We start from the raw sequence: 13,195 nt of genomic DNA on the forward strand, positions 1-13,195 counted from the left end.
TCGAAAATTCGAAAGCCGCCCGAAGCGGCGACGAGGGGGCACTTGACGGCTCAAGGTGACATTTTTAAATATTTCACAGAAAATAATTAATATCTGCGACCAGCCGATTTCGGCGCATCGGAATCCTTCCAAAATGCAGCTTCCCCTGATCGATAAGGACCAGCGACGGATAATCCGCGAACTGCGCAAGGCCGGGCCCCTGTCGCGCTCCGCGCTGGGGATGCGCCTGGAAATGAGCGGTGCGGCGCTGACCAAGCTGTCACGCTCGCTCATGGCGCTTGGCATTCTGGAAGAGATGACCGGGGCAGAGGCGCAGGCGCGCGGCCGGCCGGCTGTCCCGCTGCGCATCGCACCGGGCGGCGGCTATGCCGTGGGTGCCACCGCGCACAAGGGACTGCTGGATATCGCGCTGCTCGATCTGGCCGGCGGGGTGATCGCCACCCATCGCGAAACGATACCGCCGATCACGCCGCAAGAATTTGCCGCCAAGCTGCGCGGCATCACCCATGGGCTGGTGGACCGGCACAACCTGCTGGGCCAGCGCATGCTGGGCCTTGGCGTGGCCGTGCCGGGCCCTGCCATGTCCATCGAAGGCGAGCGCTGGAGCGTGGTCGACGCGCTGCCCGAATGGCGCGACGTGCCCTTGCGAGAGATCATGGCGCGCGAACTGGGCTGGCCGCTCTGGCTGGAGAACGACGCCAATGCCGCCGCCCTGGCCGAATATTACGTGGACGGACTGCTGCAGGACTTTTCGACCGTGGTGGTCGTGCTGCTGGGCTATGGCATCGGCGCGGGGGTGATCGTCGACGGCCGGCTGGTGCGCGGGCAGTTCGGCGTGGCGGGCGAAGTGGGCTGCCTGTTCCCGATGGAGCATCCCCGCCCCAGCCCGCTGGACCTGCTCACCAATTTACGCGCCGCCGGCTGCGCGGTGACATCGGTGGGAGAAATCGATCCCGAAGCGGCGGACCAGCGCGATACGATCGAGGCGTGGATGGACCGGGCGGCAGGCCAGCTCGAATTGATCTGCAACACCGCCTTCGCCTGGCTGGACCCGGGCGCGATCGTGCTGGCCGGCCCGCTGCCGCCGGCGATCCTGCGGGGGTTGGGCGAAAGGCTTGACCGCGCGAACCTTGTAACAACGTTCGGCGTGCGAAGGCCGCCGGTCCGCGTCTCAGGCCTGCGCGGCTCACCCATCACGCTGGGCGCCGCGCTGCTGCCTATCCACGCCCTGTCAGCTGACGACTGACAGGGCATGACCAGATTCAGATAGCCATGCGGAACAGCCAGTAGAGCAGCGCCGCCAGCGCGATCGAGGCCGGCAGCGTCAACACCCAGGCGACGGCCAGATTGCGGATCGTGGACATCTGCAGGCCGGATCGGTTTGCCGCCATCGTGCCGGCCACACCGGATGAAAGCACATGGGTCGTCGAAACCGGCAGGCCCAGCGTATCCGCGCCCATAATCGTGCCCATCGCGACCAGTTCCGCCGCGGCGCCTTGCGCATACGTAAGGTGCGATTTGCCGATCTTCTCACCCACAGTGATGACGATCCGCCGCCATCCGATCATCGTGCCAAGGCCCAAAGCCAGCGCGACCGCAACCTTCACCCAGGTGGGGATGAAGCGCGTGCCCTTGTCCAGCGAGTCCTTGACGCGCGACAAGGCGGCTGTGTCCGCCTCCGAAAGCCCGGCGGCCTTCTCCTTTTCCAGACGCTTGATCGCTTCGGATGCCAGATACATGTCGTTACGCACGTTCTTGACCGCTTCGGCCGGGACCCTGGCCAGCGATCCGTACTGGCGCACCTGATCGTCGATATCGATGACCAGTTCGGCCACGGCGTGCTTGGTGTCAGGCCCGAATTGCTTGTCGGCAATGAAGCGCGTCACGGTGGCGCGCGCGGCCTGCGGAGACATCGGCTCGACCGGGGGCTGCAGCACGGAGACGGCGGCAATGGCGTTCACATGGAACTGCTCGGTATATTGCGCAGGCACGGCGCGGTTCAGCGCATAAGCGGTGGGAACGGTGCCGATCAGGATCAACATGATCAGGCCCATCCCCTTCTGGCCATCGTTCGATCCGTGCGCGAAGCTGACGCCGGTGCAAGTGAAGATCAGCAGCGCGCGAATCCACAATGGCGGCGGCACACCCGGCTCCGGCTCACGGTAGAGCGCGGGATGGCGCACCAGCAGCTTCATCGCCAGAAACAGCAGGGCCGCCAGCACGAAGCCGATCAGCGGCGAGAACAGCAGCGCCTGCCCGATCTCCGCCGCTTTCGACCAGTCAACGCCGGCGGTGCCGGACTTGCCCTCCATGAAGGCATTGGCGATGCCGACGCCGATGATTGATCCGATCAGCGTGTGTGAACTGGAAGACGGAATCCCCAGCCACCAGGTCGCCAGATTCCAGATGATCGCCGCGATCAGCAAGGCGAACACCATGGCGAAGCCCGCCTGAGAGCCCACTTTCAGGATCAGTTCCACGGGCAGTAGGGATACGATGCCGAAAGCCACTGCACCGCTGGACATCAGCACGCCCAGAAAGTTGAAGAAGCCGGACCACACCACCGCCGTCGTCGCCGGCATGGCATTGGTGTAGATCACCGTGGCCACCGCATTGGCGGTATCGTGGAAGCCGTTCACGAATTCGAACCCCAACGCGATCAGCAGGGCGATGAACAGCAGGATGAACGGCAGCAGCGCCGTAGGGTGCACATGCGCCGCCTGCGCATCGCGAAACACGCTGGACGCAACGTAGAGGATGGAGGCGAGGATCGCCGCCGAAAACCCGATCACACCAGCCTTGCCGAGCCCTTTTTGAAGATCGGGACGCGTGCTGGACGGGTTCGGCAAATCGGGATGGGCCATGCCGATGGTATTGTGCATTCGTGCCTCCGGCCGCGCCCGGACGGCCTCCTTCTGCATACGACGGTTTCATGCGGAAAGGGCGCGGCCGGGACGCATCGAGATATGATGCCGGCATGTCTGGAACCGATTCACTGCCGTCTTGTGACAGGCGCGTCATATTCCCGGAATGATACCTAGGGTCAGGGCCCAGGGACATTACCCCGGATCTTGGCAGCAGCGGCTTGCCGCGCAGCCAGCGGGCCGCATAATGGCGCAATGAACGATTCAGCAAAAATCCATCCCGGGCTGGCGGACCGCGCCGTGGGGCGCGACGATCTGCTTTCGGCCTGGGCGGCAGGTGTGCGAACGCTGACGGACTGCGATCTGGACGAAGGCGACTTTTCCGGGCTCGATCTGGAGGATATCGTGCTGGAACGATGCGCCCTGCGCGGCGCCCGCTTCGATGGGGCAACGTTGGCCAGCGCGCGGTTTCTGGGCTGCCGGGGGAGCGAAGCCTCGTTCGTCGGCGCCGACCTTGGCAGCGCGCTGATCAGCGGCGGCGATTTCAACAACGCCTCGTTCCGCCGCGCGCGGCTGGTCTCCGCTCGTTTCGAACGGTGCAAGTTGACCGGGGCGGACCTGACCGATGCCTCCACGATCGGCATCGCGCTGGAGGAAACGCTGCTATCCTACGCCCGCCTGCCCGGCATTTCCTTGAAGAAAGCGGTTCTCAAACGGGTGGATCTGTCGGAATCCGATCTGCAAAAGGCCGATTTTCGCATGGCGGTGTTCGAAGACAGTTCTCTGCGCAATGCAACGCTTGCCGGCTCCCGCTTCGAACAGGCGGACCTGCGCGGCGCAGACCTGGGCGGCATCGAACTGATGGACGCCCGGCTGTTCCGCGGCGCCACCATCTCACGGGTGCAGGCGGCCGAACTGCTTTCCCAGCTCGGCTTGAACGTCCTCTAGGCGTTCAAATTCCGTTCGGCCGTCATTTCTTGCCGAGCGCCTTGGGCGTCTGCGCGCGAACTTCGGTCAACAGCACGCCAAGGTACTGCTCGGCCTCTGCTGCGTTGCGTTCCGGATAGGCCGCCGTCATCCGGCCGCTCCAATGACCGTAGTCCACCGTCGTCAGACTGAAGCGCCAGGGCTGGTTATCGCGGATGCCGCTGAAAGTGCCGCGATAAGCGTCCAGCTTGGGATCGTTCGGGATCTTCACCGGGCCTTCGGAAACGATCGTCGGCGCGGAGAAATGCGACATCGCCGCCTGCCGCATGATCAGGTAATGGTCGCGCGCCGACATTTCATCGATCTGCACCACGGCGAAACGCACCACCACGTTCTCCTTGGTGCCACGCAGCGGGTGGGCATAGCTGATGGCGACGTACTGGCCGCTGGGATCGTTGGCCTGTTCCTTCAGCCGCTCGAACCCCTTGAAATTGGCGGGGAAGCGCAGGCCACTGGCGACATGGATCAGCGTCGTCCCATCGGGCGCGAGCGCGAAGCCTTCCGGAACGGCGCTGGATGCCGGACTTGACGCGGAAGATGGGGCAGCGGGCGCCTGGCCCGAAGGTTCAGCCACCGCCGGGGCGGCAAGCAGGAAGCCGAGCAACGCAATCGAAACATGGCTTGAACGGGACATCACGCATTCCTGTGATTGAGAAACATGAGGACGATGGATTGACGCGATCGGTTTGCGGCCCGGAATGAATGATCGTGCGTTCTGTTCTCTTGATGCGACAATACGATAGAATGCGTGCGCGTCTATCCGTTTTCGCAGCGCGAATAGTCGCTTCGTCTCATCCCGGTCCGTGTATTGGGCAGCGCGGTTCTTCAGGACAGTTCGGGAAGGAAGCCGATCCGTTCAAGCCGTGGCACCGAATCCCGTGCGACCGGGGCGACGGCGCCGTTGGCGAGCCGTATCGTGCGATTGCGTCCATCCGCCGTCACTTCGGCTATGCCGTCGCGAGCCACCCACCAGCTGCGGTGCACCTGCTCGCCCGGCATGCCATCCATTTCCGCGACAGCATCACGCAAGCGTATCAGCACCATTTCGCTGCCGGCCCTGCCGTGAACGCGGACGTAGTGATCCTCGCTCTGAAGCGCGATCACCGGCTCGCTGAAACCCGGGGCGAGCCGGCGGAGCAGACGCGGCCCCGGCGTATCGCCGGGTGACGTATCGGCAGGCTTCGTATCGGCGGGGCTAGCATCTCCATCGCGCTCAGGCATCGATCGCCCGGTGCTCTGCGGTGAACCTGACCGTTCCGCCGCATGCTCGGGCCTGCCGCCACTCCCCAGAGCATCGCGCAACTGTTCATCCGCCCGCTGCGCCCAATACGTCACGGCCAGCACGGCAATCGCGCTCAGCACCGAGAACGGCAGGATTCCGGCAAATCCGTCCAGCGAGTGAAAGTAGGCGCTGGCGCTCCATGTCCACAACAGCGCCAACGGAAAGCTGGACAGCAGCACGCCCCAAAAGACCAAGAGCCGGCGGGGTAGCGAGGTGGCATCGGCAATGGCGGTCCAAAGCATGATGGACGGGCGGACCAATACATAGGCCCCCATCAATTGCATCCACCAGCGCCAGGACCGCGCGGCAAAATCGCCGTTGAAATAGGTCCCGAACGGGCCAAGAAAGCCAATGATCGCCGCGAACACGACCATGGCCCAAAGCTCGATCAGGATTCGGCGCAGCCACGTCACAAGAACTTCTCCCGGTTCACGACGCGCCAGCCGGAATTGCAATAGCTTCCCGTGTCTTGATGACGCCTTGCCCCTCTTAGCGAAAATGCAGGTTCCGGCCAATCGCCACCCCGGAATTCACTCCATCGCGGGGCCATAGCGCGCAGCGACGAGGGATCGTGCAGTTCGGCATAGGCCGGCCGGAGCGGATGGACGTCCGCCGCTTCGCCCTTCATGATCGCCGTCAATCGGCGCAGCGACAGGGACGATAGCGCATGAAAGACTTCGCGACATCGATGGCCGATTTCGAAGCGGACATGAAGAGCCGTCTCGGGCCGGAGTTCTATGCCCCGGACATCGCGAAGAAACATCGGAAGATGGCGCGCAATCCGTTCCTTTTCCTGCGCGGCACCTGCTGGCGCTGGGCGCAGGCCGCACCCTCGATCTGCCCCCAGTTGATGGACGCACCGCCCGCCCCGTCCGTGGGCGACGCCCATGCCGGCAACTTCGGGCTGTGGCGCGATGCGGAAGCCCGGCTCGTATGGGGCGTCAACGACTTCGACGAAGCCGCGCGGCTTCCCTATGCGCTGGATCTGGTGCGCCTTTGCGCCAGCGTCCTGCTCGCCGACGATGACGCCGACGCCGACGATACGGCTATGCCGATCCTTGAGGGCTACCGCCGGGGGCTGGACGATCCCGCCGCTTTCGTGCTGGAACGCGATCATCTCTGGCTGCGCAATGCCTTTGCCGCGTCGGACGACAAGCGGCAGGCGTTCTGGGCCGATCTTGCGGCAGCTGGGGAAGATGCGCCCACCGCAGACATGAAGGCTGCCATAGTGACGGCTCTGCCGGAACCCGTGCCATCGGTCGTCTATTCGCGCCGTTCGGCCGGAACCGGCAGTCTTGGGCGGGCGCGTTTCGCCGCTTTCGGGTCCTATCGCGGTGGGCCGATCGCGGTTGAGGCCAAGGCGCTGATGCCGTCATGCTGGGTGGCGGCGGGCAACGACGGGACGGCGCCGGAGCTGGCGGCGGAACTGGCCGAAAGCCGGTGGCGGTCCCCCGATCCGTTCCTGAGCTATCGGCAGCGCCACGTCGTCCGCCGATTGGCGCCCAATAGCCGGAAAATCGACATGGCCGAGCCGAACGCTGCCCTTCGCGCAAAACTGCTGGGGGCCATGGGACATGAATTGGCCAACATCCATTCGGGCCTTGAACCCGTCCGCCAGCCGGTTCTCGACGATCTGGATCGCCGCCCGGAACACTGGCTGGCCACAGCCGCCAAAGCGGTGGCGAAATGGACGGGGAGCGAGTTCGAAGCCTTTCGCGCAGCCTCTCCCAAGGCTGATTGCTGAGGCTGGTGTCCCAAGGAGCTTCGTCACGACATTGCAGACCAAGGCCGCGTGGAGCGCGCTGAATGGCGGAATATGCGGGAAAGCAGAAATCCGAGGTTCCGCCAGCAATGCCCGTGAAATGATAGAAATTTCGCCGCTAGCGCATGAACGAAGGTAACAACCAATTCACTCTCTTAAGCGATGTTCTCATTTAGAGCCGACAGAGAGTGGGATTGGTGAAAAACATTATATGCTTGGTGTGCGCGTTTGCGACTTTCGCGTGCAGCGACAACACCTCGGCACCCCACCGAGTAGAAAATTTGCTTGAACGTCAAGTACAAGCTGACGGGCTAATCCATATCCAAACCTCAGGATCCTTTAAAATAAAGCCCTACACCGCGTTCTGCACCTTTAGACCCGGCATTGGAATTGACGGCGATCAGCTGGCAAACATTCTTTTTGAACATGGCCAATCTTCTTATATCGGCGGGGAAGTTCGCACAAATTACACCATCGATGCAGAGCCCAAAGAAAAGTGTTCAATTTCGTCGCTACGCAAACCAATATTTATCCGCGGCCTGGTAGACAAGAATGTCCACGGTGAAGCTTACAAAGTCGCGATAGTAATTTGGCAAGGTGACGCGATATGGAGTGGCTCCGTAGAGCGCTCATTTCAAAATCTTCATCCGATCGCAGAGGCCCTTGTCAACATTGAACCGTACGTCCCAGGACCGACGAAAGAAGCGAGAGTAGATGCAAGCGTGAATGCTGATAGCAAGGAAATTTCGAAGGCTTTCCTTACGCACTTATCAAAGGGTGCTTGGCACTAGCGGTTGTAGCCTTCTGGGCGATAGCGCTGTCAGCGACAGCTTTGCTGGGGAATCCGGAAGGCAGGCTTCGGATTAGAGGCTCCGATCCGCACCCTCTACTCGGCGCCTGAATTTGCCCACGCGGCCCAAGAGTCCGTTTGAAAAATACCCCCGCTGGCATTTTCCAAACGGCTCTAAGGCGCGGCGCCCGTTGGCTCCATGGTCCTCGGCGCAAAGAAAGAGGCTTCACGCCCGCGGTTCTTGTCCTCGAAAAACCTGACGAACTCCAGCGGCGCGAGCGCCTTGGCATAGAGCCAGCCCTGCACGAACTCGACACCCGCGTCCCGCAAATAGGCTTCCTGTTCCTTTGTCTCCACGCCTTCGGCAATGATGCGCAGATCCAGCCCGTGCGCCATTTCGATCACGTGCGGAATGACCACGCTAGTGGCCGCCGCCTTGCCGATCGCTTCCACGAAGGTCTTGTCGATCTTCAGCGTATCGAGCGGAAGCCGCTCCAGCAGCGAAAGGCTGGAATAGCCGGTTCCAAAATCGTCGATGGCCACCAGATGGCCCCGCGCCCGCGCCTTGTCCACCGTCCGCCGCGCGGCGGAGGCGTTCATGAAGCCGCGTTCGGTCGCCTCCAGCCAGATCTGCCGCGGCGCGACGCCGGACGCGGCCATCGCCCGATCCAGCACCGGCAGGAACCGGCCGCTCTGCATGTCGCTGGACGATATGTTGATGGCGATGTGCGCACTGCGTTCGCGGCGCAGCATCGGTGCAAGATCGCTCAGCACGGTTTCGATCATGAGATCGGTCAGTTTGTCGATCACCCCGTGGTACTCGGCAAACGGGATGAAGAAATCGGGGTGTACCGCACTGCCATCCGGCCGCTGCCAGCGCAGCAATGCTTCGGCCCCCACGCACAGCCCGGTCGATAGTTCGATGATGGGCTGGTAGAAAACCCGAAACTCGCGCTTGCGGATGCTGATCGCCAGTTCGCGCTCCAACGACAGGCGCTGGTGCGATACCCAAAAAATCAGCCCCAGCAGCAACGCCGAAACGACCAGGCCGACCGGGATGAGCATCCACACTTCGCGATCGACCCGGTCCTCCACCAGCGAACGGTCCGTGATTGCAAAGGCACGCAGCATCGTGTTGCGTTTGGAGGAGGCGACATGCGCATCGGACCGATCGAACATGCCGCCCGCGGCCATCCGACGCGCAACTGCAGGATCGATCTTCCCATTCACGGCAATCAGGCGGCCATCCAGCGTCGCCAGGCCCAGCGTCATATCCGTGTCGGTAAGAACGTCGACAAGACGATCCGGGCTGATCAGGGTCGCGTAGTCCCCCCGCGAAATCTCCAGCATGTGGGCTGCACCGGTAACGGTGGGATGCGCGTTCAGGCGCAGGCCGAACCCGTCCGGCAGAATGATCTCCGGCTTTTGCTTGCGGATATCGACGTTCCCCGGAACCGGCCCCCAGCCGGTGCAGGCAAGCTTGCCGTCGATGAAATAGCCGATCTCGTCGACCGCGCCGGACTGAATGGTCAGCAGGCGCATCCGGGCGATATGGGCGGGCGAGCAATCGTGCCAGTTTTCGTGCTGCAACTTGGCCATGATCGCGCGCGCCCTGCCGAAACTGTGATCGGCACGCTTCAGCGTCCAGTCGCTGTATTCCTGCAGGTGTGCCTGCTCCGCCCTTTGCGCGCGAATACGCCCAAAGCCCGCAATCGCGACAAGCGGAATGAGTGCAGCCAGAACAGCCAGGAGACCTGCAATGATCACGATCCTAAACCGTTGCATAGCCGCCACTATGTCAGAATTGCCGAACCTTACTAAATGGAGTTTTGTTAGCTATTTCCAGTGACCCGATGCATCGCGGCAATCGGACTTGCCGCTGACGGACGATCTGCGGCAATGACCACGCGGTCCCTCCCTTCCTCCTTGGCACGAAGCAGCGCGGCATCGGCGCTGGCGATAAGGCTGCGAACGCCGCCCTGGACCGGATAGATGGCCACACCCATCGAAACGGTCACCGGGCCAAGCGGTTGCCCGTGATAGGCGAGTTTCAGGCGCGCCAATCGTTCGCGGATCGTCTCCGCCCGTGTAACGGCCTGCGTTTCGTCGAAGCCCGGCATCAACATCAGGAATTCCTCCCCACCGTAACGGTAGACGAGATCCCGATCCTGCACCACGCTGGCAAACACCCCGGCAACCGAGCGGATCACCAGATCGCCGGCATCGTGCCCGAAGGTATCGTTCAACGCCTTGAAATGATCGATGTCCAGCATCATGCAGCCCAGCATCGTTCCCGAGGTATCGGCCTCGGTGGTCAGGCGCGCCAGGGTCTCGTCAAGCTCGTGACGATTCCGCAACCCCGTCAAGGGATCGAACAAAGCCTTGGCGCGAAGCGCCTGGCGCAAGTTGAGATTGGCAAGCGCCAGGCCGATCGTTTCGGACATCAGCTCTATATAGGCGATCATCGCCTCGTCCGGTTCGTGCGCGGGGTCCAGATTCTGAAGGACCAGCAGGCCTATGGTTTCGCTTTGCGCGGCAAGCGGCACGCAGATCGTCGCGCTCACGGCTTCGGGCGCGACATGCCGGCACGGCACGTCGGTCAGCTTGCTGCCGGGATAATGGATCTGCCCTCTCCGGAGGGCCCAGCAATCGTCCGGGCCGAAGGCGACCTCTCCCCCAAGCGGACCCTGCCATTCGGCCGCGCAGGCCATGCTGGACCGCTGCGCGTCCAGCACGAAGAGTCGCCCGCCCAGCGTTGGCGCGATCTTGGGCGCAAAAAGGCGGACGATATCCAGCAAGTCATCTACGGATTCGCACCCCTGCAATCGCTGCGCCATGCGCGCGAGCAATTCGCGCACCGCCCAGTCCGCATCGCGTTGCCGTTCCAGTTTCTGCCGCTCCAGCCCATTCTCGCGGAAGATGCGAATGGCCTGGCCCATGTCGCCGATCTCGTCCACATGGGCGACCGGCGGCGGTTCCACCTCATAGTCCTGCTCCGCCAGCCGGTTCACCACGTCGCTCAGCCGCACGACGGGTTTCAGGATGCGCCGCTTCAGGATGAAGGCCAGCACGAACAGGAACAGCGCGGCCGTGATCCCCACCATGATCTCGGAAACGGTGCGCAGCCGCTGCGACGCGACACCCGCCTCATCCACCGCCTGATCCGACCGCTGATCGAGCAGATACCGGAAGCGCTCCATCTGGAAATGCGCGCGTTCAAGCTCCCGCTCGTATTCCGGGCCGAACACGATCCGGCGCGCCCCCTCCGCATCGCCCTTCTGCATGGCGGCAATGGCGGCGTGCTGCTCATCCTCCAGGCTGGCGGCCTGAACCAGCGCATCCTTCAGCGAGTGAAGCTCCTGCTCGCCCGCGCCCTGATCGCGCAGCCGGGCGATGCGCTGTTCCACGGAGCCGATTGCCTGCTCGGTCCGCGCGTAGACGATTTCATGGCTGGGATCGCCCGAAACCGCGAAAAGGCGCGCCTGATCGGTAAGCTCCGAAAGGTCGTTCTCGATCTGGGTGGTCAGTTCGTCGAAGCGGTTTCGCTGCTGCACGGCATCGCGTTCGACGCGATCCGCGTTGGACGCCAGGATCATCGTGACGCCGGCCGCGAGGGTAAGGCCAACCGTTGCCGCATAGGCCCAGTTGGTGATGGTCGCGATGCGCAAGTTCCGCCTCTCCTAAACGCCCGTCGTCTTGTTTCGATAGCCGCTGCCTTGCGCAAATGCGAGGTGAGATGCCTCCGCCGCGGCGGCAACCCGCTATTCATGAGGATAACTCATGATTGCAATGTAGAGGGCACAGTTGAACTGCGTGCGGATTCATGCGTTATCTGCGACAATATCTACGCGCAGGCGATACCTGCGGAACAACGGCCAGACAGAAACAGAGGGCGACGCGATGGAAATCGGCGGAGAATTGAACGTGTCGCGCCGCGGCGTGCTGGCGGCGGGCGCTGCTTCGGCTGCGATGGCGACGTCGCCCGGCGCGGTTGGCGCTTCGCTGTCGCCCGCCAGCCCGAGCGCTCCGCCGACCATGCCGGTCAACTTCAAGGTCAACGGCAAACAGGTCCGCCTCACGCTGGATACGCGCACCACCCTGCTCGATGCGCTGCGCGAGCATCTGCGCCTTACAGGCACCAAGAAAGGGTGCGACCATGGCCAGTGCGGCGCCTGCACGGTTATCGTAAACGGCAACCGCATCAACTCCTGCCTCAGCCTGGCGATCCAGCACGAGGGCGACGAGGTGACCACGATCGAGGGCCTCGGCACGCCGGAACACCTCCACCCGATGCAGGCGGCCTTCATCCGGCATGACGGCTATCAGTGCGGATACTGCACGCCGGGCCAGATCTGTTCGGCGGTATCGGTGCTCAAGGAAATCGCACGGGGCGTGCCCAGTCATGTGCAGGACGACATCGTTGCCCATGCCGCCCCCACCAACATGGAACTGCGCGAGCGCATGAGCGGCAACATCTGCCGCTGCGGCGCCTATTCCAACATTGCCGAGGCCATTGCCGAGGTTGCCGGCATCGGAACCGGGGAGAAGCAGGCATGAGGGCTTTCACGTATGAACGCGCCAGCAGTCCGGCACAGGCAGCCGCGGCCGTGGCGGCGCGCCCGGGCGCACGCTTCTTGGCCGGCGGCACCAATCTGCTGGACCTGATGAAGCTGGAGATCGAGACGCCGACGCACCTTGTCGACGTGCAGGACCTCGACCTCGATCGTATCGAGGAAACCAAAGAGGGCGGGCTGCGGATCGGCGCGCTGGTCAGCAACACGGTGCTTGCGTCCGACCCGCGCGTGCGGCGCGATTACGGGGTGCTGACGCGCGCGATCGTTGCCGGGGCAAGCGGCCAGTTGCGCAACAAGGCGACCACCGCGGGCAACCTGATGCAACGTACCCGCTGCCCCTATTTCTACGACACCAACATGCCCTGCAACAAGCGCCGCCCCGGTTCGGGATGCGGCGCGATCGAAGGCTTTTCACGCCAGCTTGCGGTGATCGGCAGTTCGGACGCATGCATCGCCACATATCCCGGCGACATGGCTGTGGCGCTGCGCGTGCTGGATGCCACGGTGGAGACAATCAAGCCGGACGGCACGGCCCGCACCATCCCCATCGCGGAGTTCCACCGCCTTCCCGCCAAGGAACCCCAGCGGGACAATGTGCTGACGCCTGGTGAACTGATCACGTCCGTCACCCTGCCCAAGCCCCTTGGCGGCACGCATGCCTACCACAAGGTGCGCGACCGTGCCTCCTACGCCTTCGCCCTGGTGTCGGTGGCGGCGGTGATCGCCCCGGACGGATCCGGCCGCGTCGCGTTCGGCGGCGTGGCCGCGCGCCCCTGGCGGGTGGAGGCTGCCGAAGCGAAAATGCCGCAAGGCGCGCGCGCCGTGGCGGCCGAAGTCTTCGCCGATGCCCGACCCACTGCACAAAACCGGTTCAAGGTCACCCTGGCGGAACGCACCCTGGCCGGCGTGATCGACGAAGCGAAAGGCTGATCCGTC

At 63.4% G+C, this 13,195-nt stretch carries 11 protein-coding genes; 6 read left to right on the forward strand and 5 right to left on the reverse strand.

The features are described from left to right. The first annotated feature begins 133 nt into the window (after positions 1–133). Positions 134–1,246 carry an ROK family protein gene (locus ACZ1JV_RS00835; protein WP_465149202.1) on the forward strand — a complete coding sequence of 371 codons (1,113 nt, stop codon included), beginning with the start codon at positions 134–136 and terminating at the stop codon, positions 1,244–1,246. Positions 1,247–1,262: 16 nt separating this feature from the next. On the opposite strand, the gene ACZ1JV_RS00840 is transcribed toward ACZ1JV_RS00835, so the two are convergent. Further along, a complete protein-coding gene (locus ACZ1JV_RS00840) occupies positions 1,263–2,864 on the reverse strand; it encodes an inorganic phosphate transporter (RefSeq protein WP_465149748.1) in 1,602 nt (533 codons plus the stop codon). A gap of 255 nt (positions 2,865–3,119) precedes the next feature. On the opposite strand from ACZ1JV_RS00840, the gene ACZ1JV_RS00845 reads away from it, so the two are divergent. After that, the gene (locus tag ACZ1JV_RS00845) at positions 3,120–3,812 is read left to right on the forward strand and encodes a pentapeptide repeat-containing protein (protein ID WP_465149203.1); all 693 of its coding nucleotides are present in this window, start codon (positions 3,120–3,122) and stop codon (positions 3,810–3,812) included. Between the two features lie 22 nt (positions 3,813–3,834). Here ACZ1JV_RS00845 and ACZ1JV_RS00850 read toward each other — a convergent pair whose 3' ends face one another. Further along, positions 3,835–4,485, reverse strand: coding sequence for a hypothetical protein (locus tag ACZ1JV_RS00850; protein ID WP_465149204.1), 651 nt, complete (start codon positions 4,483–4,485; stop codon positions 3,835–3,837). 191 nt (positions 4,486–4,676) lie between these two features. Then, positions 4,677–5,546 (reverse strand): LytTR family DNA-binding domain-containing protein, encoded by an 870-nt coding sequence (locus ACZ1JV_RS00855; RefSeq protein ID WP_465149205.1) that lies wholly within the window; start codon positions 5,544–5,546, stop codon positions 4,677–4,679. A 254-nt stretch (positions 5,547–5,800) separates the two neighbouring features. On the opposite strand from ACZ1JV_RS00855, the gene ACZ1JV_RS00860 reads away from it, so the two are divergent. Beyond that, positions 5,801–6,877, forward strand: coding sequence for a DUF2252 family protein (locus ACZ1JV_RS00860; RefSeq protein ID WP_465149206.1), 1,077 nt, complete (start codon positions 5,801–5,803; stop codon positions 6,875–6,877). 215 nt (positions 6,878–7,092) lie between these two features. Beyond that, complete coding sequence (locus ACZ1JV_RS00865; RefSeq protein WP_465149207.1) at positions 7,093–7,686, forward strand: hypothetical protein; 594 nt, start codon at positions 7,093–7,095, stop codon at positions 7,684–7,686. A gap of 173 nt (positions 7,687–7,859) precedes the next feature. On the opposite strand, the gene ACZ1JV_RS00870 is transcribed toward ACZ1JV_RS00865, so the two are convergent. After that, positions 7,860–9,452, reverse strand: a complete 1,593-nt coding sequence (locus ACZ1JV_RS00870; RefSeq protein WP_465149208.1) for an EAL domain-containing protein — start codon at positions 9,450–9,452, stop codon at positions 7,860–7,862. A gap of 65 nt (positions 9,453–9,517) precedes the next feature. After that, a complete protein-coding gene (locus tag ACZ1JV_RS00875) occupies positions 9,518–11,353 on the reverse strand; it encodes a GGDEF domain-containing protein (RefSeq protein WP_465149209.1) in 1,836 nt (611 codons plus the stop codon). 232 nt (positions 11,354–11,585) lie between these two features. Here ACZ1JV_RS00875 and paoA point away from each other — a divergent pair, with 232 nt between their 5' ends. Both paoA and ACZ1JV_RS00885 read left to right on the forward strand, forming a co-directional pair. Then, positions 11,586–12,242 (forward strand): aldehyde dehydrogenase iron-sulfur subunit PaoA, encoded by a 657-nt coding sequence (gene paoA / locus ACZ1JV_RS00880; protein ID WP_465149210.1) that lies wholly within the window; start codon positions 11,586–11,588, stop codon positions 12,240–12,242. Next, entirely contained in the window at positions 12,239–13,189 is a 951-nt protein-coding gene (locus ACZ1JV_RS00885; RefSeq protein WP_465149211.1) for an FAD binding domain-containing protein, read from the forward strand. The genes paoA and ACZ1JV_RS00885 overlap by 4 nt, the downstream gene beginning before the upstream one ends. Positions 13,190–13,195 lie beyond the last annotated feature (6 nt).

The organism is Novosphingobium sp. BL-S-19, assembly GCF_055521675.1.